Below are 23,157 nucleotides of genomic sequence, written 5' to 3' on the forward strand. Positions count from 1 at the left end.
CACGGGTGCAGGCTGGGCGCATGACCCGACTCGAGGCCGTCCGCGGCGACATCACCCGGCAGGACGTGGACGCGATCGTCGACGCGGCCAACTCGTCTCCTCGGCGGCGGGGGAGTGGACGGCGCGATCCACCGGGCGGCCGGCCCGGAGCTGTTGGCGGCGTGCCGCCGCATCCGCGCCGACGACCTCCCCGACGGGCTGCCCGCGGGCGACGCCGTCGCGACCCCGGGCTTCCGGCTGCCCGCCCGGCACGTGATCCACACGGTCGGCCCGGTGTGGTCCGCGACCGACGACCGCACCGCCGTGCTCGCGAGCGCGTACGGCCGCTCCATCGAGGTGGCGGCCGGCCTCGGGATCCGGAGCGTCGCCTTCCCCGCGGTCTCGGCCGGCGTCTACGGCTGGCCGGTGGACGACGCCGCGCGCGTGGCGGTCGCCGCGGTGCGCGGGGCGCTCGCCGAGGGGCGGGGCCGCGGCCTCGAGCTCGTGCGCTTCGTGCTCTTCTCGGGCGAGGTGCTGGCCGCCTTCGAGGCGGCGCTCGCGGCGGACGACTGATCCACCGGGTCTGCCGATGACGGGAGGATGCCCGGCCCAGGGCACGCGTCGGTGGCGGGAAGCAGGACGCCGGCCCTGCCGTCGAGGACGGGGACCGGCGTGATGTGCCTGGACGCGGCGTCGATCCGCGGACCTTTCGATTTTCAGTCGAACGCTCTACCAACTGAGCTACCCAGGCGAGCGGGCGACTCCGAGAAGACGCCCACATCGGACAGAAGCCCTCTCGTGTGAGAGGGCTTCACATCCGTGGCGACCCTGACGGGACTTGAACCCGCGACCTCCGCCGTGACAGGGCGGCACGCTAACCAGCTGCGCTACAGGGCCTTGCATGTCGATCTCTGCTGTGGTGACCCCAACGGGATTCGAACCCGTGTTAGCGCCGTGAAAGGGCGCCGTCCTAGGCCGCTAAACGATGGGGCCGCTCGCCCTGGTCTCCCAGGTCTGCAGCAACCGACACGTCAGCATAACCGCACTCCGGGCGAGGACTCAAATCGGCGGGTCGGGCGACGGGGCGGTCCCCGCGGGCATGCGGATCGGACGGCGTGTCGCGCTCTCGACGGCCGCGGGATCGCCGACACGTCCCGCGCGGTGCCCGGGCGTCCCCGGCCCCCGGGGTTAGCCTTCGCTCGACCCTCCCGGGAGGGGATCCCCGCGCGGATCCCCGCATCGTGCGCGCTGTGCGCCGAGGATCCCCGTTGCTACTGTGAGAGCCGGTGATGGTGTGGCGGATGAGATCCGAGGCACCCCGCCGGCCCCGCGGGGAGGCGCAGCCGGCCAGCCGGGCGACACGATGATCGGGATCACCATGCAGACGGAACTCCATCGGAGCGAGCGCATCGCACGCGCGCCACGCACGCGCACGCGCCTGGGCCGGCGCCGCGGCCTGCAGGCCGTCGTCGCGGTGCTCGCCGTCCTCCTCACCGGGTCGATCGCCGCCCCCGCCCACGCCGAGACGTTCGCCTCCTGGGACGACGTCCAGAAGGCGCGCGGGGACGAGCAGGCGCAGAAGGACCTGGTCCAGCGCATCACGGACGAGATCGCCGCCCTCGAGCAGCAGGTCACCGACGCGCAGGCGCTCGTCACGAAGCGCGGCGAGGAGCACGACGCCGCGCAGCAGGCCGCCGACGACAAGTACGAGGACACCGTCCAGCTGCAGCGGAAGGTCGACGCGGCGGACGAGAAGGCCACGCGCTCGCAGGAGCAGGCGGCGGGGCTCGCGAAGCAGCTCATGCGCTCCGGCGGGCAGAACCTGTCCGGCACCCTCCTGCTCACCGAGGGCGACGGCACCGACGACCTCCTCGACAAGCTCGGCACGATGAGCAAGGTCGCCGCGAAGTCCGACCGGATCTACGTCATCGCCCTGCAGGACCGCAACGCCGCGAAGTCCCTCAGCGACCAGGCTCAGGTCGCGCTCACCGAGCTCGACGCCCTCAAGGCGGAGGCCGAGCGGCTCCTGGCGGAGGCCGCCGACGCGCAGGCGGCCCTCGAGACGGCGCTCGAGGAGCAGACCGTGCAGAAGGCCGACGCCGACGCGAAGCTCGCGGTGATGGCGGAGGACCGCGAGGCCACCGAGGACGACTACCAGGCGGGCGTCCGCAAGCGCCAGGCCGAGGCCGACGCGCTCGCCGCCAGCCAGGGCCGCGCGGGCGGCGACGTCTCGCCCGGCCAGATCAGCGCGTCCGGCTGGACCGCCCCGCTCCCCGGCGCCTACACGAGCGGCTACTACGGCCCGCGCTTCCACCCCATCCAGCACCGCATGATCTTCCACGCCGGCGAGGACCTCGTCCGCGGCGCCACGTGCGGCACCACCCAGTACGCGGTGCACTCCGGCACGGTCGTCTTCGCGGGATGGAACGGCGGCTACGGCAACTACATCCGCATCGACCACGGCGGCGGCGTCTCCTCCGCCTACGGGCACATCGCCAACGGCGGCACGCTGGTGCGGAACGGGCAGCAGGTCGTCGCGGGCCAGCCCATCGCGATCACCGGCACCACCGGCGGCTCGACCGGCTGCCACTCCCACTTCGAGATCCGCCTGAACGGGAACCCCACCGACCCGGTGGCGTTCATGCACGGCCAGGGCGTCTCCATCACCAGCACGCACTGACATGAGGAACGACATGACCCACCTCCGCCCGACCACGGTCGTCATCGCCACGCTCGCCGTGGGCGCGATCGCGGTCTCCAGCGGCGTCGCCGCCCAGACCGCGTTCGCCGCCACCGACTACCCCTCGTGGGCCGACGTGCAGGCGGCGAAGGCGGACGAGGCGCAGACGCAGACCGCCATCGAGCGCGTCACCGAGCTCGCGACGGGCCTCCAGGTGTCGGCCGACGAGGCGAACAAGGAGGCGATGATCGCGGGGGAGGCGTACGCGCAGGCCCAGGCGGCGCGCGACGCGCAGGCCGAGAAGCTCGAGCGCCTGCAGAAGAAGGCCGACGAGGCCCAGGCCGCGGCGCTCACCAGCCGGATGCGCGCCGGCCTCCTCGCCAGCCACCTCGCGCGCGCGGGCGGCCAGGACATCACCGCGAGCCTCCTCGCCTCCGACGGCGACGACGCCGAGGAGCTGCTGCGCTCGCTCGGCACCATGTCGAAGCTCTCCGAGAGCACGCAGACCGTGTACGCGCAGGCCCTCTCGGACCGCAACAGCGCGGCGTCGCTCAGCGACCAGGCGCAGATCGCGAAGGACGAGCTCGCCCGTCTCGCCGACGAGGCGGAGGAGTCGCTGGCGGCGGCGAACGGCGCGGCCGCGACGGCCGCGGCCGCGGTGGCGGAGCAGACGCGCAACAGCGACCAGCTCATCGCGCAGCTCGCGCTCCTCAAGGACTCCACGTCGGAGATCGAGGCCCAGTACGTCCAGAGCCTCACGCAGCCCGCCATCCCGGCAGCGGCGGCCCCGTCCCCGGGATCCGGCTCCACGGGGGGCGGTGCGTCGACCGGCGGCGGAGCCGCGTCGGGTGATGGATCCTCGTCGGGCGGCGGCGCCTCCGGCGGCGGCTCGAGCGCTCCCGCGCCGGCCCAGCCCGCGCCGCAGCAGCCGGCACCCCAGCCCGCACCCCAGCCCGCGCCGCCGCAGCCGTCGCGTCCGGCGCCTGCTCCCGCTCCGGCTCCTGCACCCGCCCCTGCTCCCGCTCCGTCCCGGCAACGCCGCGCAGGTCGCCATCGCGTTCGCGAAGGCCCAGCTCGGCGAGCCGTACGTGCTCGGCGGCGCCGGCCCGAACCAGTGGGACTGCTCGGGCCTCGTGATGATGGCGTACCGGGCGGCCGGCATCGACGTCGGCAGCCACTCGGTGAGCTCGCAGTACAACCGGATGCAGGCGCAGGGCCGCCTCGTGCCGTTCTCGCAGCGCCAGGCCGGCGACATCGTCTTCTGGAACAGCGGCGGCGGGTTCTACCACGACGCCATCTCGCTCGGCGGGGACACCATCATCGCGGCGCCGAAGCCCGGCGACGTGGTCAAGATCCAGGGGCTCTGGGGCGGTCGCGACCTCATGCCCTACGTGGGCCGCCCGGGCTGATCCCCGCCCGCGCCGCGTCCCCGGGCACGACGACGACGCCCGCCGCACCCGCATCTGCTGCGGGTGGGCGGGCGTCGTCGTGCGGGGTGCGGACGCGGGTCAGGCGTCCTCCTCCGGCTCGCCGGCGTGGCCGTCGTGGCCGCCCTCGGCCTGCAGCTTCTCGAAGCCGGCCTGCACGATGCGCTCGGCCTCGGCCGCGTCGCCCCAGCCCTCCGTCTTGACCCACTTGCCGGGCTCGAGGTCCTTGTAGCGCTCGAAGAAGTGCTCGATCTCGTTGCGGACCTGCTGCGGCACGTCCTCGATGTCCTGGATGTGGGCCCAGCGCGGGTCCTTCGCGGGCACGGTGATGACCTTCGAGTCGATGCCGGCCTCGTCGCTCATGTTGAACACGCCCACGGGGCGGACGGCGACGCCGACGCCGGGGAAGACCGGGTACTCGAGCAGCACGAGCGCGTCGACGGGGTCCCCGTCGAGGCCGAGGGTGTTCTCGAAGTAGCCGTAGTCGGTGGGGTAGACGAACGACGTGAAGAGCACGCGGTCGAGGTACACGCGGCCCGTCTCGTGGTCGACCTCGTACTTGTTGCGGGACCCCTTGGGGATTTCGACGACGACGTCGTAGCTGGCCATGCGTGTGCTCCTCGTGGTTCTGCCGTGGGCGGGATGCTGCCATAACGTTAGTGGATGCCCTCCGAGCGCCCCCGTCTCACGCCCGCCGTCGCGGACCTCCGGCGGGCGGTCCGGGAGGCCCTCGCCGAGCTGCCCGCGGCACCCGCCGGCCCCGTGCTCGTCGCGCTCTCGGGCGGCGCGGACTCCCTCGCCCTCGCGGCCGCGGCGGCCTTCGAGGGGCCGCGGGCGGGGGTCGCGGTCGGCGCCGTCGTGGTCGACCACGGGCTGCAGGAGGCCTCCGCGGCGGTGGCCGCGGACGCGGCCGAGGCGGCGCGCGCCCTGGGACTCGACCCCGTCGTCGTGACGCGCGTCCGCGTCGACCCGCGCGGCGCCGGCCCCGAGGCCTCCGCGCGCGCCGCCCGCTACGCGGCCTTCGACGACGGCGCTCCGCGGGACGGGATCCCGCGCCCTCCTCCTCGCGCACACGCTCGACGACCAGGCCGAGACCGTCCTGCTGGGGCTCGCCCGCGGATCCGGCGCCACGAGCCTGCACGGCATGCCCCGGTCGGCCCCCGCCCGCGAGGTCGACGCCCTCTACCTGCGGCCGCTGCTCGGGATCCGCGCGGCCACCACGCGCGCCGCCTGCGCCGACCAGGGCCTCGACCCGTGGCAGGACCCGCACAACGCCGACCCCGCGTACCGCCGCGTCCGCGTGCGCCACGACGTCCTGCCGGTCCTCGAGCGCGAGCTCGGCCCGGGCATCGCCGAGGCCCTCGCGCGCACGGCCGACCAGCTGCGCGAGGACGACGACGCGCTCGAGCTCTTCGCGGCCGAGATGGTCGAGGAGATCGCCGACCACGCCGAGGCCGGCATCTCGCTCGAGGTCGCCGCGCTCCGGGCCGCCCCGCCTGCGCTCCGGCACCGGCTGATCCGCCTCGCCGCCCGCGAGGAGTTCGCCGCGCACCTCTCCCGGACGCACGTGCTCGAGGTCGCGAGGCTCGTGACCGACTGGCACGGGCAGGGGCCGGTGGACCTGCCGGGCGTTAGGGTCGTACGCAAGGACGAGCTCATCGTCCTCAGCGCCAGGACGACGGAAGAGTGACATGAGATCCACCGACATCGCCGACGACCTGACCGAGGTCCTGCACACCGAGGAGCAGATCCACGGACGGATCGCCGAGATGTGCCGCGAGATCGAGCGCGACTACGCGGGGGAGGAGCTCCTCCTCGTCGGCGTGCTGAAGGGCGCGGTCATGGTCATGGCCGACCTCGCCCGCGAGCTCGCCCTGCCGGTGCACATGGACTGGATGGCCGTCAGCTCGTACGGGTCGGGCACGAAGTCGAGCGGCGTCGTCCGCATCCTCAAGGACCTCGACGCCGACCTCACGGGCCGCCGCGTGCTCATCGTCGAGGACATCATCGACTCCGGCCTCACGCTCTCCTGGCTCCTCGCGAACCTCCGCTCCCGCGGCGCCGCGAGCGTCGAGGTCTGCGCCCTCCTCCGCAAGCCCGAGGCCGTGAAGATCGCGGTCGACGTGCGCTACGTGGGCTTCGAGATCCCGAACGACTTCGTCATCGGCTACGGCCTCGACTTCGCCGAGCGGTACCGGAACCTGCGCGACGTGGCGATCCTCGCGCCGCACGTCTACAGCTGACGCGCCCCTCTCCTCTTATCCGGCTCCAGGGCGGCGCACGTTCGGCTGGCGGCGAACACCGCGGCCACGCCCAGACAGCCGCTTGTATCCTCGAGACATCTCGTCGCCGTACGGCGCGGCACGGGCAGAAAGGTGTCGGGCCCGCGCCCCTACGCTCATGAACTTCAAGAAACTCCTCCGCAGCCCGATCCTCATCGTCGTCCTCGCCATCGTCGTGGTGTCGGTGGGCTTCAGCCTCATCACCGGGTCCGGCTACAAGACCATCACCACGCAGCACGGCCTCGAGCTGATCCAGGACGGCAAGGTCGCCTCCGCCAAGATCATCGACGGCGAGCAGCGCGTGGACCTCACCCTCGCGAGCGCCGACGGCGACAACGGCACCATGGTGCAGTTCAACTACGTCGCGCAGCGCGGAACCGAGATCGTCGCCGCCATCACGGAGGCGAACCCCGCCGAGGGCTTCGACGACCAGGTGCCGCAGCCGAGCTGGCTGCTGTCGGCCTTCAGCATCCTGCTGCCGCTGCTGCTCATCGGCTTCTTCATCTGGATCATGTTCTCCGGCATGCAGGGCGGCGGGAACCGCGTCATGCAGTTCGGCAAGTCGAAGGCGAAGCTCGCCTCGAAGGACTCCCCGAAGGTCACGTTCGCGGACGTCGCCGGGTCGGACGAGGCCATCGAGGAGCTCGAGGAGATCAAGGACTTCCTCAAGGAGCCCGCCAAGTTCCAGGCCGTCGGCGCCCGCATCCCTAAGGGCGTGCTGCTCTACGGCCCTCCCGGCACCGGCAAGACCCTGCTCGCGCGCGCCGTCGCGGGCGAGGCCGGCGTTCCCTTCTACTCCATCTCCGGATCCGACTTCGTCGAGATGTTCGTGGGCGTGGGCGCGAGCCGCGTGCGCGACCTCTTCGAGCAGGCCAAGCAGAACGCGCCGGCCATCATCTTCGTCGACGAGATCGACGCGGTCGGCCGTCACCGCGGCGCCGGTGTCGGCGGCGGCAACGACGAGCGCGAGCAGACCCTCAACCAGCTGCTGGTGGAGATGGACGGCTTCGACGTCAAGACGAACGTCATCCTCATCGCGGCCACCAACCGGCCCGACGTGCTCGACCCGGCGCTGCTGCGCCCGGGCCGCTTCGACCGCCAGATCGGCGTCGACGCCCCCGACCTCCAGGGCCGCAAGCAGATCCTGGAGGTGCACGGGCGCGGCAAGCCGCTCGCCGCGGGCGTCGACCTCGAGGTCCTCGCGCGGAAGACCCCGGGCTTCACCGGCGCCGATCTCGCCAACGTCCTCAACGAGGCGGCGCTCCTCACGGCGCGCTCCGACGCGCAGCTCATCGACGACCGCGCCCTCGACGAGGCCGTCGACCGCGTCATGGCCGGCCCCCAGCGCCGCAGCCGCATCATGCGCGACCACGAGAAGCTCATCACCGCGTACCACGAGGGCGGTCACGCGCTCGCGGCGGCGGCCATGAACAACACGGACCCGGTGACGAAGGTCACGATCCTGCCCGGCGGACGCGCCCTCGGCTACACGATGGTGCTCCCGCTGGAGGACAAGTACTCGGTCACCCGCAACGAGCTCCTCGACCAGCTCACGTACGCCATGGGCGGCCGCGTCGCGGAGGAGATCGTGTTCCACGACCCCACCACCGGCGCCTCCAACGACATCGAGAAGGCCACGTCCACGGCCCGCCGCATGGTCACCGAGTACGGCATGAGCGCCAAGGTCGGCTCCGTCAAGCTCGGCTCCAGCTCCGGCGAGCCCTTCCTCGGCCGCGAGCTCGGCGGCGGACGCGACTACTCGGAGGACATGGCCCTCACGGTCGACGCAGAGGTGCGCGCGCTGCTCGACGGCGCCCACGACGAGGCGTGGCAGGTCATCAACGACAACCGCGACGTGCTCGACCACCTGGCCACCGAGCTCCTCGAGAAGGAGACGCTCGACCACGACCAGCTCGCCGCGATCTTCGCGGACGTGCGGAAGCTGCCGCCCCGTCCGCAGTGGCTGTCGAGCGACAAGCGCCCGCTGTCCGATCTCCCGCCCGTGCCCATGCCGCAGAAGGCGCCCATCGACCAGGGCGTCGTCGACGGCGCGGTCGACTCGGAGCCGCCGGCCGGCAAGCCGAAGCGCTCGCCCTTCCCGCGTCCCGCGACGGCCTGACCCGATGGGCGTCGACAGGGCGCGCATCGAGGCGGCCGTGTCCGAGCTGATCCTGGCCATCGGCGAGGACCCGGGCCGGGAGGGTCTCGCGACCACCCCGGCCCGGGTCGCCGAGGCCTATGGCGAGTTCTTCGCGGGCGTCGGCACGGATCCGCTCCGGCACCTCCGGGAGACCTTCCCGCTCCCGGAGACGGCCGCGGCACCGCAGCCCGTCATCGTCACGGGCATCGCGTTCCGCTCGATCTGCGAGCACCACCTGCTCCCGTTCACGGGCGTCGCGCACCTGGCGTACGTGCCGGGGGAGCGCATCGTCGGCCTCGGCCGCCTGCCGCGCGTCGTGGACGACCTCGCCTCCCGCCCCCAGATGCAGGAGCGGCTCGGCGAGCAGATCGCCGAGGCGCTGGAGCACGGCCTCGGCGCCCGCGGCGTCGCGGTGATCCTCGACGCGACCCACGGCTGCGTCACCGCCCGCGGCACGCGCCAGGCGGGGAGCACCACCATCACCATCGCCGCGCGCGGTTCGCTCGCCGAGGCCTCGGCGCGCGCCGAGGTGCTCGCGCTGCTGCCGGTCGCGGGCGGCCGGGACCGCCCGTGACCCGCGACCCGTCGTCGCGCGCGCTCGTGATGGGGATCCTCAACGCGACCCCCGACTCCTTCAGCGACGGCGGACGCCATCTCGCGCTCGACGACGCGCTCGCGCACGCCCGGCGGCTCGTGGCGGCCGGTGCCGACGTCGTCGACGCGGGCGGGGAGTCGACCCGGCCGGGAGCCGGCCGCGTCGACCCCGCCGAGGAGCTCGCCCGGGTCCTGCCCGTCGTCCGGGAGCTGGCCGCCGAGGGCGTCGCCGTGAGCGTCGACACCATGCGCGCCGCGACGGCCGAGGCGTGCGTCGCCGTCGGCGCGCGCATCGTCAACGACGTCTCCGGCGGGCTGGCCGACCCGCGCATGGCGGCGGTCGTCGCGGGCGCCGACGTCGACTACGTGGCCATGCACTGGCGGGGCCACAGCGACACGATGGCGGCACGGGCGTCGTACGCCGACACCGTCGGCGAGGTGCGCGAGGAGCTGCGCGTCCGCGTCGAGGCGCTGGTGGCGGCGGGTGTGGATCCCGCCCGCATCGTCCTCGATCCGGGTCTCGGCTTCGCGAAGGACGCCGCGCACGACTGGCAGCTCCTCGGATCCCTCGAGGCGTTCACCGGCCTCGGCCACCGCGTGCTCGTCGGCGCGTCCCGCAAGCGCTTCCTCGGCCGCCTGCTGCCCGATGGCGCCGCCGTCGAGGACCGGGACGTGCCCACGGCCGTCGTCAGCGCGCTCTCCGCGCGTGCCGGGGCGTGGGCCGTGCGCGTGCACGACGTCGCGTCCACCCGCGCCGCGCTCGCGGTGGAGGAGGCGTGGTCCCGCGGGCGCGCCGAGGCCGGGCGCGCGACCGCCGCCGTCGGGTCGGCGTCCGCCGCCGGTCTGTCAGAGTAGGAGCATGAGCGCCGTGAGCCAGGACCGTGTCGTCGTCTCCCCGCAGGGGCTGCTCGCGCGCATCGCCGTGGCCGCGCTCATCGCGTCGGTCGTCCTCGGTGCCGGGCTCACCTTCCCCGCCGACCTCGCCGGCGGCGCCGCCACGGCCGTCGTGGTCGTGAAGGCCGTCGCCGCCGTCCTCGGCCTCCTCGGATCGCTCGGCGCCGTCTACGCCTCCGTCGTGCTGCTGTCGCCGGTCCTCACCACCGCGGGAGCCGTCCTCTGGCCGGTCGCGGTGGTGCTCCTCGGCACCGCGCTGGGCATCGTCGGCGCCCTCCCCTTCGCCGCCACGGCCGGGGACGGACGCGTCCCACGGGGTCCTCGGTGTCGTCGCCGCCGCGCTCGTCGTCCTCGGCATCGCCGCCGCCGTCCGCGTGGGCCGTGGTGCAGCGCCGCGTGGCCCGCCTCGCCGCCACGGCCCGACGGGTCACCGAGACGGGGCGCCGGACCGCCGCCATCGTCACCGCCGTGCAGCGCCTCGACGGTTCCGGCGACGCCGTCCGCGCCCGCCTCACGGTGGCCTTCACCGACGCCGACGGCCGCGACCACCACGTGACCCGCACCGTCACCACGGCCGACCGCCTGCTGCCCGCCGTCGGCGGCAAGCTCCCGCTCTGGTACGACCCGACCGACCCGGGCGACCTCCCCTCCATCGTCGTGGGCCGCTCGTGGTGACCGCCCTCCCGAGCGACCGCATCGTCCTCACCGGGCTCCGCGTCCACGCGCACCACGGCGTCTACGCGGCGGAGCGTCGCGACGGGCAGGCGTTCGTGATCGACCTCGAGGTCGCCCTCGACCTCGCCCCCGCGGGAGGCAGCGACGAGCTGGGCCGCACCCTGCACTACGGGGAGCTCGCCGAGGAGGTCGCGGCCGCCGTCGGGCGGGATCCCGTCGACCTGATCGAGACGCTGGCCGAGCGCGTCGCGGCGGTCGTGCTCGCGCACCCCGTCGCACGATCCGTGCGCGTCACCGTGCACAAGCCGGACGCGCCGATCGTCGTGCCGTTCGACGACGTCGCGGTCGTGATCGAGCGCGCGTCGACGCTCCCCGCCCCGGGCGCGCCCGTGCGCGCGGTCGTGGCGGTCGGGTCGAACCTCGGCGACCGACGGGCGACGATCGAGGACGCCGTCGCCCGCATCGGCCGGGTGCCCGGCCTCCGGGTCGTCCGGCTCCTCGGAGCTCGTGGAGTCCGTCGCCGTGACGCCCGCCGGGGAGGACCCGACGAAGCCCGGCTACCTCAACGGCGTCGTCCTGGTCGACTCCGCCCTCGGCCCGCACGCGCTCCTCGACGAGCTGGCCGCCATCGAGCGCGAACTCGGCCGCGTGCGCGCGGAGCGCTGGGGCGACCGCACCATCGACCTCGACGTCGTCGCGTTCGGGGACGCGCGGATCCACGACGACCGCCTCACGCTCCCGCACCCGCGTGCCGCCGAGCGCGCCTTCGTCCTCGGACCCTGGCTGCAGGCCGATCCGGACGCGGAGCTGCCGGGGAGGGGTCGCGTGGACGCGCTGCTGCGCGAGCTCGAGGCCGCAGCGCCTGCGGGATCGGCCGGAGCCGGCCGATGACCCGCACGCGCTCCACCACCCTGGTCGCCCTGCTCATCGCGGGTGCGGCCGTCGGCTGGTTCGCCGAGAACGCGCTCCTCATGAGCGGGCGCGCGCTCCTCATCCCGCCGCTCACCCTCGGTGCCACCCTCCTCATCGTCGGGATCGTCCTGCTCGCGCTTGCCCGTCCCATCCGACGCTCGACGCTCGGCCGCACGCCGGGCCGTGTCGACCCGTTCCGCGCCACGCGCGTGGTGCTGCTCGCCAAGGCGTCGGCGCTCGCGGGCGCTGCTCACGGGGATCACGGGCGGGGTGCTGGCCTTCGTGCTGGCGCGGCCCGTGCTGCCCGGCGCGTCCTCCGTCGGGCTGGCGGTGGCCGGTACGGTGGGAGCGGTCGTCCTGCTCGTCGCCGGGCTGGTCGCCGAGCACTGGTGCACGGTCCCTCCCGACGACCGGGACGACACGCGTCCCGGGGACCCGGCGCGCGAGCTCTCCTAGGCCCACCGCCGCACCCACCCCGAGGAGCCCCCGTGACCGCGAACGTCGACCCGCACGGCGTCTCGTGGCGCCGCGTCTCCCCGCGCCTCATCGGCGTCGAGCTGGTGGGCGGGGTGATCACCGCCCTCGTCCTCGGCGGCGTCGCCGCGTTCCTGTTCGCGGTCGAGGCGCCGCGGTGGCTGGCGATCGTGCTGGGCGCCGCCGCCCTCGTCGAGCTCGTGGTGACGCTCGTCGTTCGTCCCGCGCCGGGTGCGCGCGATGGGCTACCAGCTGCGCGAGGACGACCTGGTCTTCCGCCGCGGCATCATGTGGACGCGCGTCGTCGCGGTGCCCTACGGCCGGATGCAGCTCGTGGACATCACGCGCGGCCCCGTCGGGCGGGCGCTCGGCCTCGCCGACCTCAAGCTCGTCACGGCGGCGGCGGCCGCGGCCATCCAGATCCCCGGCCTCACGAACGCGGACGCCGAGGAGCTGCGCGACCACCTGGTGGCCCTCGCCGAGACCCGCCGGGCCGGGCTGTGACCGACCCGACGCCCCGGGAGCCGGACTCCGCGCGCTCGGCGTGGAGCCACGGATCCCCGGACGGGTCCGCCGACGCCGCCGGCCCGGACGCGCCCGCCGGCCCGCACGCGGCCGCCGGCCCGGATGCGCCCGCCGGCCCGGACGCGCATGCCGGTCCCGCCGAGCCCGCCATCCCCGCCGCGGAGGCGCGCATCGCCGAGGAGCTGACCGACGGCGACTGGCACCGCCTGCACCCCGCGACGCCGCTGCTGCGCGGCGGCATCGTCTTCCTCGTCGTCATCGGCTTCCTCCTGTCGTCCCTGCGCGAGCAGCTCGTGGAGCAGTTCGTGCCCGGTCAGCGGCGCGACGGCGAGCAGGACCTCATCCCGATGCTCGTCGAGACCGGCAGCCTGATCTGGGTGATCCTCGGCCTCCTCGCCTTCACCCTGCTCGCGGTCGGGGTCTCGTACCTGTCGTGGCGCATGCACACGTTCCGCGTCACGGAGGAGACCGTGGAGGTGCGCAGCGGCATCCTCTCGCGCACGAACCGGCGGGCCCGGCTCGACCGGATCCAGGGCGTCAACATCGTGCGTCCGGTCGTCGCCCGCCTGATCGGCGCGGCGAAGCTCGAGATCCAGGTCGCCGGCAACGACGCCAACCTGCCGTTGCAGTACCTCCGTTCGCGCGACGCGGACGCGTTCCGGCTCCGTGTCCTCCGCCTCGCGTCGGGCGCGCGCGCCGAGGCGGCCGGATCCCGTCCGGCCGCCGCGTCCGCCCCGGCCGGTGCCGCGCGCGGCTTCGTGGGTGCCCGCGTCGACGACTTCCTGGCGCCCGAGCTCGATCCCGACGCCGCGCCGCCGCAGTCGGTCGTGCGCATCCCGATCCCGCGCCTCGTGGGCGCCGTGCTCCTGTTGGCGCCCACGGTCGTCCTCGTGCTGTTCGTGGTGGTCGGGATCCCGCTCATCGTGCGCTTCGAGGCCTGGTACCTGCTCGTGCCGCTCCTGCCGACCCTCCTCGGATCCGCCGGCTTCTTCGTGCGGCGCATCACGCGCTCGCTCCGCTACAGCGTCGCCGGCACGCCCGACGGCGTCCGCGTGGGCTTCGGCCTGCTGTCGACGAGCAACGACACCATCCCGCCTGGCCGCATCCACGCGGTCGAGGTCGTCCAGCCGCTCCGGCGGGCCGCCGGCTGGTGGGAGATCCGCATCACGCGCGCCTCGCACTCGTCCGCGCCCGGCGCCGCGGGGCAGCAGAACACCTCGATCCTGCCCGTGGGCGACCGCCGCGACGTGGACCGCGTGCTCGGCCTCGTGCTCCCGACCTCGTGGGCGAGCAGGCGCTCGCGCTCGTCGACGTGGGCATGACCGGCCGCGGCGGCGCCGACGACGGCTTCACTACGTCGCCGCGGCGCGCGCGGATCCTCAAGCCCTTCTCCTGGCGCCGCACCGGGTTCGCGGTCGACGCGTCCGCCTTCCTCGTCCGCCGCGGCGTGATCTGGCGCCGCCTCGTGATCGTGCCGCACGCCCGCACCCAGGGCGTCGACCTCACGCAGGGCCCGATCGACCGCCGCCTCGACCTCGTGTCGGTCCGCGCCGCCACGGTCGCGGGTCCCGTCGACACGCGGCTCGGCGCCATCGACCGCGCCACCGGGATGGAGCTCTCCACCCGCCTCGTCGCGGCGGCGGTCGCGTCCGCCCGCTCCGACACGTCCGCGCACTGGGGCGCCGGGGCGGGACTGGCCGGCGCCGGGCTCCGAGCCCGCGGCGTCCGCCGCGCCCGTCGCGCCCGCCACGGACCAGCGGCCCGGCGTCGAGCCCGCCGCGCCAGCGCCGTCCGCCGCCGCCGATGCCCCCACGTCCGCGTCCACCGACGCCGCCGATGCCGCATGGCCGCATCCGCCCGCCCCCGCCGCCACCCCGGAGACCGCGTCCGACGCCGCCCCGGCATCCGCCCCCCGCCACCGCTCCACCCCGGAGGACCCCGCGTGAGCTCCCCGTCCCAGCGCTCCGGACGCCTCGGCGTCGGCATCGTGGGCGCCGGCCGCGTGGGACCGGTCCTCGGCGCCGCGCTCGCGGGCGCGGGTCATGCCATCACGGGCATCTCGGCGGTGTCGGCGGCGAGCCGCGAGCGCGCCGACTCGATGCTCCCCGGCGTCCCCGTCCTCGCGATCCCGGAGCTCATCGAGCGCAGCGAGCTCGTCGTCCTCGCCGTCCCGGATGCCGAGCTGCCGGGTCTCGTCGCGGGGCTCGCGGCCACGGGCGCGTGGCAGGCCGGCCAGCTCGTCGTGCACACGTCGGCGGCGCATGGGATCCAGGTCCTCGCGCCCGCGTTCGCCGCCGGCATCATCCCGCTCGCGATCCACCCGGCCATGTCGTTCACCGGCACGAGCATGGACCTCGGCCGGATGGCGGAGAGCTGGTTCGCCGTCACCGCCCCCGCGCCCGTGCTCCCCATCGCGCAGGTGCTCGTGGTGGAGATGGGGGCGAGCCCGTCGTCGTGGAGGAGCGCGACCGCGCGGCGTACGCCGAGGCCATCGCGACGGCCACGACGTTCTCCACGGCGATCGTCGACCAGGCGGCGGGCCTCCTCGCCGGCATCGGCGTCGAGGAGCCCGGCCGCGTGCTCGGCCCGCTGATCCGCTCCGCCGTGGACGACGCCCTCCGCCGCTCCTCCCCGTCGGGCGGGGCGCGCCTCACCACGCGCGACGTGCCGCCGCCGGCGGACGAGGGGGGCGCACCGCACTAACCTGGCGTGTCCGCGTCCCGAGCACCCGAGGAGCCCGAAGGCATGTCGAATCCCGCGCCCGTCGTCGTCACCGGCATCGCCGAGCTGCGCGCCCGCATCCGCGACCACCGTTCCGCGCGCGCCGCCGCCGCAGAGGCGTCGACCGTCGTGCTCGTGCCCACCATGGGCGCGCTGCACGACGGGCACCTGGCGCACGCCCGCCGGGCCCGCGAGCTCGGGTCGCTGGTCGTCGTCTCGGTCTTCGTCAACCCGCTCCAGTTCGGCGCCGGCGAGGACCTGGACGCCTACCCCCGCACCCTCGAGGCCGACGTCGCCGCCCTCGCGGGGACCGGGGTCGACCTCGTGTTCGCCCCGTCGGCCGCCGAGATGTACCCGGACGGCCCCGCCCGCATCCGCGTCACGGGCGGATCCGTCGCGCTCACCCTCGAGGGGCGCTCCCGTCCCGGCCACTTCGACGGCATGCTCACGGTCGTGGCGAAGCTGCTGCACATCGCGACGCCCGACGTGGCGACGTTCGGCCGGAAGGACGCCCAGCAGCTGCACCTCGTCCGCCGCATGGTGCGCGACCTCGACCTCCCGGTCCGCATCGAGGACCTGGAGACCGTCCGCGAGCCCGACGGCCTCGCCCTCTCCAGCCGCAACCGCTACCTCGACGACCGGGAGCGCCGCGCCGCCCGGGTCCTGCCCGCGGCCCTCGAGGCCGCCCAGAGCGCCGGGTCCCGCGGCATCGACGCCGTCATCGCGGCGGCGCAGTCGGTCGTCATGGGCGAGCCCGCCGTGTCCCTCGACTACTTCCAGGTGGTGGATCCCACGACCTTCGAGACCGTGGACGACGGCTTCCGCGGCGTCGCGCTCGCCGTCATCGCCGCCCGCGTCGGCAGCACGCGCCTCATCGACAACGAGACCGTCGTCATCGCCTGACCCGGTCGGGCCGGCCCGCGCCGGCGTGCCCGGGCCCCGCCGGCACCTGCGAGAATCGAGGGAGGCCGACCGGCCGCCCGCCCCACGACCCGCGAGGATCCGTCCGCACATGACCGACACCCCCGGAACGCCCGCGACGCCCGAGAACCCCACCGCCCCGGCCCCGGGCGGCGAGGGGTCCGCCGAGGACATCGCCGAGCAGAAGGCCGTGCGCCTCGCGAAGCGCGACCGCCTCAACGCCGAGGGCGGCCTCGGCGGCGGCGCGTACCCCGTGCAGGTCCCGGTGACCACGACCATCCCGGCCGTCCGCGCGGAGTTCGGGCACCTGGCGCCGGGCGAGGAGACCGACCGCGTGGTCGGCATCGCGGGGCGCGTCGTCCACTACCGCAACACCGGCAAGCTCTGCTTCGCCACGCTCCAGGCGGGCGACGGCACGCGCATCCAGGCCATGATCTCGCTCGCCGAGGTCGGCGAGGACGCGCTCGCGGCATGGAAGGACCTCGTCGACCTCGGCGACCACGTCTTCGTCGCCGGCCGGGTCATCGCCAGCCGCAAGGGCGAGCTGTCCGTCATGGCCACCGAGTGGTGCATCGCGAGCAAGGCGCTCCTGCCCCTGCCGAACCTGCACTCCGAGCTCTCCGACGAGACCCGCGTCCGCAGCCGCTACCTCGACCTCATCGTGCGCGACCAGGCGCGGAGGAACGTCCTCGACCGGGCCAAGGTGAACGCGTCCATGCGCGAGACCTTCCGCCTCCGCGGCTACGTCGAGGTCGAGACGCCCATGCTCCAGGTCATGCACGGAGGCGCCTCCGCGCGTCCGTTCGTCACGCACTCCAACGCGTTCGACACGGAGATGTACCTCCGCATCGCGCCCGAGCTGTACCTGAAGCGCGCGGTCGTGGGCGGCATCGACCGCGTCTTCGAGATCAACCGCAACTTCCGCAACGAGGGCGCCGACTCCACGCACAGCCCGGAGTTCGCGATGCCGAGGCCTACGAGGCGTACGGCGACTACACGTCCATCGCCGAGCTCACGCAGACGCTCGTGCAGGACGCCGCCATGGCGGTCGCCGGGAGCCACGTCGTCACGTGGGCCGACGGCACGGAGTACGAGCTCGGCGGCGAGTGGGACCGCATCTCCATGTACGGCTCGCTGAGCGAGGCGGCCGGCGTCGAGGTCACGCCCGCCACCACCGTCGACGAGCTGCAGGCCATCGCCGACCGCGAGGGCGTCGTCGTGCCGCTGAGCACGCACGGCAAGCTCGTGGAGGAGCTCTGGAGCACTTCGTGAAGGGCGGCCTCGAGCGCCCGACCTTCGTGCTCGACTTCCCCGTGGAGACCTCGCCCCTCACGCGCGCGCACCGCTCCATCGAGGGCGTCGTCGAGAAGTGGGACCTCTACATCCGCGGCTTCGAGCTGGCCACCGGCTACTCCGAGCTGGTCGATCCGGTCGTGCAGCGCGAGCGCTTCCTCGACCAGGCCCGCCAGTCGGCGCGCGGCGACGACGAGGCGATGCCGCTCGACGAGGAGTTCCTCCGCGCGCTCGAGCACGGCATGCCGCCCTCGGGCGGCATGGGCATGGGGGTCGACCGGCTCCTCATGGCCATCACCGGCCTCGGCATCCGCGAGACCATCCTGTTCCCCCTAGTGAAGTAGGCGACCATGCCCCTCGGACCGAACGGCACCGACCCCAAGAAGCCCACCACCGCGCGCTACGCGCTCTGGATCATCGTCGGTGGCATCGCCGTCGTCATGATCGGCCAGGGCGTCTACGGCATCCTCACGTAGAGCACGGCGTATCCTCCTCACATGGATGCTTTCTGGGCGAGCGCGATCTGGTCGCTCCTCCCCACCCTCGGCGTGGGCCTGATCTTCTGGTTCATCATGCGCGCGGTCATCCAGGCCGACAAGCAGGAGCGGAAGGCGTACGCGGCCATCGAGGCCGAGGAGCGCGCCCGCACGGGCGTGCCCGCCCCCGAGGCCGACCGCTAGCGCGTCCGGCTGCCGCACCGGCCCCCGCGCCGGCACCGGCCCCGCGCCTGCCCCGGCCCTACGCCTGCCCCGGCCCTGCGCCTGCCCCGGCGGAGGCCCTCCGGACCGCCTGCCGCACCACCCGCCGCATCGCGTCACGCCCACGGCGAACAGGGCATGCACTGCCGGGACCCGTCGTTACTCTCTACATATCGGCACCGGCCCCCTGCCCCGGTGCCCAGGGAGATACAGATGTTCGAGAGATTCACCGACCGCGCTCGTCGCGTCGTCGTCCTGGCCCAAGAAGAGGCCAAGATGCTCAACCACAACTACATCGGGACCGAGCACATCCTGCTCGGCCTCATCCACGAGGGCGAAGGCGTGGCCGCCAAGGCCCTGGAGTCGCTCGGCATCTCCCTCGATGCCGTCCGCGAACAGGTCCAGGACATCATCGGCCAGGGCCAGCAGCAGCCCACGGGTCACATCCCGTTCACGCCGCGCGCGAAGAAGGTCCTGGAGCTGTCGCTCCGCGAGGCCCTCCAGCTCGGCCACAACGACATCGGCACCGAGCACATCCTCCTCGGCCTCATCCGCGAGGGCGAGGGCGTCGCCGCCCAGGTGCTCGTCAAGCTCGGCGCCGACCTCAACCGCGTGCGCCAGCAGGTCATCCAGCTCCTGTCCGGCTACCAGGGCAAGGAGGCGGTCGCCGTCGGCGGCGAGACCCAGCAGAGCGCGCAGGCGGGCAGCACGGTCCTCGACCAGTTCCGGGCGCAACCTCACGCAGGCCGCGCGCGACGGCAAGCTCGACCCCGTCATCGGGCGCGAGAAGGAGATCGAGCGCGTGATGCAGATCCTGTCGCGCCGCTCGAAGAACAACCCCGTCCTCATCGGCGAGCCCGGCGTCGGCAAGACCGCCGTCGTCGAGGGCCTGGCGCAGGCCATCGTCAAGGGCGACGTCCCGGAGACGCTGAAGGACAAGCAGCTCTACACGCTCGACCTCGGCTCGCTCATCGCCGGGTACCCGCTACCGCGGCGACTTCGAGGAGCGTCTGAAGAAGGTCACCAAGGAGATCCGCACCCGCGGCGACATCATCACCTTCATCGACGAGATCCACACCCTCGTCGGCGCGGGTGCCGCCGAGGGCGCGATCGACGCGGCCAGCATCCTCAAGCCGCTCCTCGCGCGCGGCGAGCTGCAGACCATCGGCGCCACGACGCTCGACGAGTACCGCAAGCACTTCGAGAAGGACGCGGCCCTCGAGCGCCGCTTCCAGCCGATCCAGGTGCAGGAGCCCTCGCTGCCGCACACGATCAACATCCTCAAGGGCCTGCGCGACAAGTACGAGGCGTTCCACAAGGTGTCCATCACCGACGGCGCCATCGTCTCGGCCGCGAACCTCGCCGACCGCTACATCGCCGACCGGTTCCTGCCGGACAAGGCCATCGACCTGATCGACGAGGCCGGTGCACGCCTGCGCCTGTCGATCCTGTCGGCTCCGCCGGAGCTGCGCGAGTTCGACGAGCGCATCTCCACGGTCCGCGTGGCCAAGGAGACCGCCATCGAGGACCAGGACTTCGAGAAGGCCGCGAGCCTGCGCGACGAGGAGAAGAACCTCCTCGGCGAGCGCCTCCGCCTCGAGAAGCAGTGGCGCTCGGGCGACGTCCGCACCACCGCGGAGGTCGACGAGGGCCTGATCGCGGAGGTCCTGGCCCAGGCCACGGGCATCCCGGTGTTCAAGCTCACGGAGGAGGAGTCCTCGCGGCTCGTCTTCATGGAGAAGGCGTTGCACCAGCGGGTCATCGGCCAGGAGGAGGCCATCTCGGCGCTCTCCAAGACCATCCGCCGCACCCGTGCCGGCCTCAAGGACCCGCGCGTCGTCCCTCGGGATCGTTCATCTTCGCCGGCCCCACGGGCGTCGGCAAGACGGAGCTCGCGAAGGCCCTGGCGGAGTTCCTGTTCGACGACGAGGACGCCCTCATCTCGCTCGACATGAGCGAGTACGGCGAGAAGCACACCGTGAGCCGCCTCTTCGGCGCCCCTCCCGGGTTCGTCGGCTTCGAGGAGGGCGGCCAGCTCACCGAGAAGGTGCGCCGCAAGCCGTTCTCCGTCGTTCTGTTCGACGAGATCGAGAAGGCCCACCCGGACATCTTCAACTCGCTCCTCCAGATCCTGGAGGAGGGGCGTCTGACGGATGGCCAGGGCCGCGTCGTCGACTTCAAGAACACGGTCATCATCATGACCACCAACCTCGGCACCAAGGACATCACGGGTGCCCCGGTCGGGTTCCAGGTCGAGAACAACGCCGCGAACTCGTACGAGCGCATGAAGGGCAAGGTCAGCGAGGAGCTGAAGAAGAACTTCAAGCCCGAGTTCCTCAATCGCGTGGACGACACCATCGTGTTCCCGCAGCTGTCGAAGCCCGAGCTGCTCCAGATCGTCGACCTGTTCGTGAAGCGCCTGTCGGACCGCATGATGGACCGCGACCTGACGATCACGCTCGAGACCGCCGCGAAGGAGCGCCTCATCGAGGTCGGCTTCGACCCGTCGCTCGGTGCCCGGCCTCTCCGCCGCGCCGTGCAGCACGAGATCGAGGACCGGCTGTCGGAGCGCATCCTGCAGGGCGAGCTCAACGCGGGCGACCACGTGCACGTGGACTACGTGGACGGGCAGTTCACGTTCCTCACCACGCAGCGCGAGGGCCTGCCGGTCGCGGCCGGCATCGGCACGGGGCCGAGCACCCCGGACCTCGCCATCACCAGCGACTAGTCACCGGCTCCGCACGGACGGCCCGTCGTCCCCCGAGAGGGGGCGGCGGGCCGTCGGCCGTCTCCCGGGGCATCCGCCGAGCGGCGCGCGGCTGTCGCGTCCGTCCGCCGCGGGGCAGGATGGACGGGGGCGGAACCGCCCCACGAAGGAGAATCCGCCCGCTGATGAGAATTGCCGTCACCGGAGGCTCGGGGAAGCTCGGCCGCCACGTCGTGGCCGACCTGCGCGCCCACGGACACGAAGTCACCAACATCGACCAGGTGGGGGAGCGCGGATCCGGCTACGTCCGCGTCGACACCACCGACTACGGCCAGGTGGTCGACGCCGTGTTCGGCGTGCAGGACCTGCACGACGGGTTCGACGCGATCGTGCACCTCGCCGCGATCCCGGCCCCCGCGATCCTGAGCGACGTGGCCACCTTCCACAACAACATGCTCACGAGCTTCAACGTGTTCCAGGCCGCGCGCCGGGCGGGCATCACGAAGATCGTCTACGCGTCGAGCGAGACCGTGCTCGGTCTGCCGTTCGACGTGCCGCCGCCGTACCTCCCAGTGGACGAGGAGTACCCGGCGCAGCCGAACAGCACCTACTCGCTGGTGAAGCACCTCGAGGAGCAGATGGCCATCGAGCTGTGCCGCTGGGACCCCGAGCTGCAGGTCACGGCGCTGCGCTTCTCGAACGTCATGGACGTCGACGACTACGACGCGTTCCCCGGCTACGACGCCGACGCGCTCGCGCGCAAGTGGAACCTGTGGGGCTACATCGACGGCCGCGACGGCGCGCAGGCGGTCCGCAAGGCGCTCGAGCACGACGGCCGCGGCTTCGACCGCTTCATCGTCGCCAACGCCGACACCGTGATGAGCCGCTCGAGCGCGGAGCTGGCCGCGGAGGTCTTCCCCGGCGTCGAGGTCACCCGGGAGCTGGGGAGCACGAGACCCTGCTGTCGATCGACAAGGCGCGCCGGATCCTCGGGTACGAGCCCGAGCACACCTGGCGCGACCACGCGCCGGCCGAGACGGGCGACGACCCGGTCGCCGGTCACCCGTCGTGAGCGCCGCGTCATGAGGTACGTGCGCCTGGGCAGCACGGGCACCGAGGTCTCGGCCATCGCCCTCGGCTGCATGAGCTACGGCGAGCCGACGCGCGGCGGTCACGCATGGACGCTCCCGGAGGAGGACTCGCTCCCGCTGATCCGCCGTGCGGTGGAGCTGGGCATCACGTTCTTCGACACCGCGAACGTCTACTCCGTACGGATCGAGCGAGGAGATCATGGGCCGTGCCCTGAAGGAGCTCACGCGGCGCGAGGAGGTGGTCATCGCGACCAAGGTGCACGGCGCCATGGGGAGGGGCCGACTTGTGCGCGGGCTGTCGCGCAAGCACATCATGTGGCAGATCGACGACAGCCTCCGCGGCGCCTCGGGACCGACTACGTGGACCTGTACCAGATCCACCGGTTCGACCCCGCGACGCCGCTGGAGGAGACGCTCGAGGCGCTCGACGACCTCGTGCGCGCCGGCAAGGTGCGCTACCTCGGTGCCTCGTCGATGGATGCGTGGCGCTTCGCGAAGGCGCTGCACCTCCAGCGCGCGAACGGCTGGGCGCGCTTCGTCACCATGCAGGACCACTACAACCTCGTGAACCGCGAGGAGGAGCGCGAGATGCTGCCCCTCTGCGTGGACGAGGGCGTGGGCTCCCTGCCGTGGAGCCCGCTCGCCCGCGGCCGGCTCGACGTGCGACTGGGACGTGACGACCGACCGCAGCGAGACGGACGAGTTCGGCAAGACGCTCTACGCGGCCCAGGAGGACTCGGACCGCCGGGTCGCCGCCGCCGTCGCGGAGGTCGCCGAGGCGCGCGGGGTCCCGCGCGCGCAGGTGGCGCTCGCATGGGTGTCGCGGAACCCCGTCGTCACCGCGCCCATCGTGGGCGGCACGAAGGTGTCGCACATCGAGGACGCGGTCGCGTCCCTGGACCTCTTCAGCTCACGGACGACGAGGTCGCCCGGCTCGAGGAGCACTACGTGCCGCACGCGGTCGTCGGGTACTGAATGGCGTCCGCGGACGGCCCGCCCAGGGTCGTCCGGCCGCACCGCCCGGCGCCCCTGGGCGGTGCCCGCATCCGCGAGTGGCGTCGCCGTCACACCACGACGGCGAGGGGATCGACATGACCGGCGACGGGGCTCTCCACCATCCGCACCGACATCCCCGTGAGGATGG

At 73.4% G+C, this 23,157-nt stretch carries 16 protein-coding genes, 3 tRNA genes and 11 pseudogenes; 25 read left to right on the top strand and 5 right to left on the bottom strand.

Annotated features, from left to right (window positions below):
* The first annotated feature begins 20 nt into the window (after positions 1-20).
* Positions 21-552, top strand: a pseudogene (locus tag ACZ411_RS02830) (O-acetyl-ADP-ribose deacetylase).
* A gap of 105 nt (positions 553-657) precedes the next feature.
* Here ACZ411_RS02830 and ACZ411_RS02835 read toward each other — a convergent pair.
* From ACZ411_RS02835 to ACZ411_RS02845, 3 genes are all read right to left on the bottom strand, one after another.
* Positions 658-730 (bottom strand) — tRNA-Phe (locus tag ACZ411_RS02835).
* Between the two features lie 69 nt (positions 731-799).
* A tRNA-Asp gene (locus ACZ411_RS02840) sits at positions 800-876 on the bottom strand.
* 20 nt (positions 877-896) lie between these two features.
* Positions 897-972, bottom strand: a tRNA-Glu gene (locus tag ACZ411_RS02845).
* 385 nt (positions 973-1,357) lie between these two features.
* Between ACZ411_RS02845 and ACZ411_RS02850 the strand changes: the two genes are divergently transcribed.
* On the top strand, positions 1,358-2,659 hold the full coding sequence (locus tag ACZ411_RS02850; protein WP_104290907.1) for a peptidoglycan DD-metalloendopeptidase family protein: 1,302 nt from the start codon (positions 1,358-1,360) through the stop codon (positions 2,657-2,659).
* A gap of 117 nt (positions 2,660-2,776) precedes the next feature.
* Here ACZ411_RS02850 and ACZ411_RS02855 read toward each other — a convergent pair whose 3' ends face one another.
* On the bottom strand, positions 2,777-3,418 hold the full coding sequence (locus ACZ411_RS02855; RefSeq protein ID WP_464168391.1) for a hypothetical protein: 642 nt from the start codon (positions 3,416-3,418) through the stop codon (positions 2,777-2,779).
* Positions 3,419-3,510: 92 nt separating this feature from the next.
* On the opposite strand from ACZ411_RS02855, the gene ACZ411_RS02860 reads away from it, so the two are divergent.
* The gene (locus ACZ411_RS02860; RefSeq protein WP_464168446.1) at positions 3,511-4,068 is read left to right on the top strand and encodes a C40 family peptidase; all 558 of its coding nucleotides are present in this window, start codon (positions 3,511-3,513) and stop codon (positions 4,066-4,068) included.
* Between the two features lie 99 nt (positions 4,069-4,167).
* Here ACZ411_RS02860 and ACZ411_RS02865 read toward each other — a convergent pair whose 3' ends face one another.
* Positions 4,168-4,695, bottom strand: a complete 528-nt coding sequence (locus ACZ411_RS02865; protein WP_094115242.1) for an inorganic diphosphatase — start codon at positions 4,693-4,695, stop codon at positions 4,168-4,170.
* 54 nt (positions 4,696-4,749) lie between these two features.
* Here ACZ411_RS02865 and tilS point away from each other — a divergent pair.
* From tilS to ACZ411_RS02975, 22 genes and pseudogenes are all read left to right on the top strand, one after another.
* A pseudogene (gene tilS, locus ACZ411_RS02870) lies at positions 4,750-5,776 on the top strand (tRNA lysidine(34) synthetase TilS).
* A gap of 1 nt (position 5,777) precedes the next feature.
* The gene (gene hpt / locus ACZ411_RS02875; protein WP_104290879.1) at positions 5,778-6,329 is read left to right on the top strand and encodes a hypoxanthine phosphoribosyltransferase; all 552 of its coding nucleotides are present in this window, start codon (positions 5,778-5,780) and stop codon (positions 6,327-6,329) included.
* Between the two features lie 157 nt (positions 6,330-6,486).
* Positions 6,487-8,487: an ATP-dependent zinc metalloprotease FtsH gene (gene ftsH / locus ACZ411_RS02880; protein WP_464168394.1), complete on the top strand. Its 2,001-nt coding sequence runs from the start codon at positions 6,487-6,489 to the stop codon at positions 8,485-8,487.
* Positions 8,488-8,491: 4 nt separating this feature from the next.
* Complete coding sequence (folE, locus tag ACZ411_RS02885; RefSeq protein WP_464168396.1) at positions 8,492-9,082, top strand: GTP cyclohydrolase I; 591 nt, start codon at positions 8,492-8,494, stop codon at positions 9,080-9,082.
* 29 nt (positions 9,083-9,111) lie between these two features.
* Positions 9,112-9,957 (top strand): dihydropteroate synthase, encoded by an 846-nt coding sequence (gene folP, locus ACZ411_RS02890; protein ID WP_464168448.1) that lies wholly within the window; start codon positions 9,112-9,114, stop codon positions 9,955-9,957.
* A 13-nt stretch (positions 9,958-9,970) separates the two neighbouring features.
* A complete protein-coding gene (locus tag ACZ411_RS02895; protein ID WP_464168398.1) occupies positions 9,971-10,552 on the top strand; it encodes a hypothetical protein in 582 nt (193 codons plus the stop codon).
* A complete protein-coding gene (locus ACZ411_RS02900) occupies positions 10,513-10,671 on the top strand; it encodes a hypothetical protein (protein WP_464168400.1) in 159 nt (52 codons plus the stop codon). The genes ACZ411_RS02895 and ACZ411_RS02900 overlap by 40 nt, the downstream gene beginning before the upstream one ends.
* A pseudogene (folB, locus tag ACZ411_RS02905) lies at positions 10,668-10,976 on the top strand (dihydroneopterin aldolase); the annotation flags it as partial. The gene ACZ411_RS02900 and the pseudogene folB, both read left to right, overlap by 4 nt.
* 217 nt (positions 10,977-11,193) lie before the next feature.
* Positions 11,194-11,562, top strand: coding sequence for a 2-amino-4-hydroxy-6-hydroxymethyldihydropteridine diphosphokinase (gene folK / locus ACZ411_RS02910; protein ID WP_464168450.1), 369 nt, complete (start codon positions 11,194-11,196; stop codon positions 11,560-11,562).
* An 80-nt stretch (positions 11,563-11,642) separates the two neighbouring features.
* Positions 11,643-11,777: pseudogene (locus ACZ411_RS02915) on the top strand (DUF3180 domain-containing protein); the annotation flags it as partial.
* Between the two features lie 294 nt (positions 11,778-12,071).
* Positions 12,072-12,561, top strand: a pseudogene (locus tag ACZ411_RS02920) (PH domain-containing protein).
* 461 nt (positions 12,562-13,022) lie between these two features.
* Positions 13,023-13,904, top strand: coding sequence for a PH domain-containing protein (locus ACZ411_RS02925; protein WP_464168452.1), 882 nt, complete (start codon positions 13,023-13,025; stop codon positions 13,902-13,904).
* Positions 13,901-14,140 (top strand): annotated as a pseudogene (locus tag ACZ411_RS02930) (PH domain-containing protein); the annotation flags it as partial. The gene ACZ411_RS02925 and the pseudogene ACZ411_RS02930, both read left to right, overlap by 4 nt.
* 384 nt (positions 14,141-14,524) lie before the next feature.
* Positions 14,525-15,285 (top strand): annotated as a pseudogene (locus ACZ411_RS02935) (Rossmann-like and DUF2520 domain-containing protein).
* A gap of 42 nt (positions 15,286-15,327) precedes the next feature.
* On the top strand, positions 15,328-16,206 hold the full coding sequence (gene panC / locus ACZ411_RS02940; RefSeq protein WP_464168402.1) for a pantoate--beta-alanine ligase: 879 nt from the start codon (positions 15,328-15,330) through the stop codon (positions 16,204-16,206).
* Between the two features lie 109 nt (positions 16,207-16,315).
* Positions 16,316-17,861 (top strand): annotated as a pseudogene (lysS, locus tag ACZ411_RS02945) (lysine--tRNA ligase).
* 6 nt (positions 17,862-17,867) lie between these two features.
* Positions 17,868-17,993, top strand: coding sequence for a hypothetical protein (locus ACZ411_RS02950; RefSeq protein ID WP_258070436.1), 126 nt, complete (start codon positions 17,868-17,870; stop codon positions 17,991-17,993).
* A 21-nt stretch (positions 17,994-18,014) separates the two neighbouring features.
* Entirely contained in the window at positions 18,015-18,197 is a 183-nt protein-coding gene (locus tag ACZ411_RS02955) for a hypothetical protein (RefSeq protein ID WP_464168405.1), read from the top strand.
* A 231-nt stretch (positions 18,198-18,428) separates the two neighbouring features.
* Positions 18,429-20,943, top strand: a pseudogene (locus ACZ411_RS02960) (ATP-dependent Clp protease ATP-binding subunit).
* A gap of 164 nt (positions 20,944-21,107) precedes the next feature.
* A pseudogene (locus tag ACZ411_RS02965) lies at positions 21,108-21,994 on the top strand (NAD-dependent epimerase/dehydratase family protein).
* A 10-nt stretch (positions 21,995-22,004) separates the two neighbouring features.
* Positions 22,005-22,709, top strand: a pseudogene (locus ACZ411_RS02970) (aldo/keto reductase); the annotation flags it as partial.
* Complete coding sequence (locus tag ACZ411_RS02975) at positions 22,687-23,151, top strand: aldo/keto reductase (RefSeq protein ID WP_464168454.1); 465 nt, start codon at positions 22,687-22,689, stop codon at positions 23,149-23,151. The pseudogene ACZ411_RS02970 and the gene ACZ411_RS02975, both read left to right, overlap by 23 nt.
* Positions 23,152-23,157 lie beyond the last annotated feature (6 nt).

Source organism: Clavibacter sp. AC415 (assembly GCF_979252985.1).

Coding starts and splice junctions, on each gene's coding strand:
- folE (WP_464168396.1), top strand. CDS start 8,492: ATGGGCGTCGACAGGGCGCGCATCGAGGCGGCCGTGTCCGAGCTGATC.
- folP (WP_464168448.1), top strand. CDS start 9,112: ATGGGGATCCTCAACGCGACCCCCGACTCCTTCAGCGACGGCGGACGC.
- ACZ411_RS02860 (WP_464168446.1), top strand. CDS start 3,511: ATGGATCCTCGTCGGGCGGCGGCGCCTCCGGCGGCGGCTCGAGCGCTC.
- ftsH (WP_464168394.1), top strand. CDS start 6,487: ATGAACTTCAAGAAACTCCTCCGCAGCCCGATCCTCATCGTCGTCCTC.
- ACZ411_RS02925 (WP_464168452.1), top strand. CDS start 13,023: ATGCACACGTTCCGCGTCACGGAGGAGACCGTGGAGGTGCGCAGCGGC.
- ACZ411_RS02850 (WP_104290907.1), top strand. CDS start 1,358: ATGCAGACGGAACTCCATCGGAGCGAGCGCATCGCACGCGCGCCACGC.
- ACZ411_RS02950 (WP_258070436.1), top strand. CDS start 17,868: ATGCCCCTCGGACCGAACGGCACCGACCCCAAGAAGCCCACCACCGCG.
- hpt (WP_104290879.1), top strand. CDS start 5,778: ATGAGATCCACCGACATCGCCGACGACCTGACCGAGGTCCTGCACACC.
- ACZ411_RS02955 (WP_464168405.1), top strand. CDS start 18,015: ATGGATGCTTTCTGGGCGAGCGCGATCTGGTCGCTCCTCCCCACCCTC.
- ACZ411_RS02865 (WP_094115242.1), bottom strand. CDS start 4,695: ATGGCCAGCTACGACGTCGTCGTCGAAATCCCCAAGGGGTCCCGCAAC.
- panC (WP_464168402.1), top strand. CDS start 15,328: ATGTCGAATCCCGCGCCCGTCGTCGTCACCGGCATCGCCGAGCTGCGC.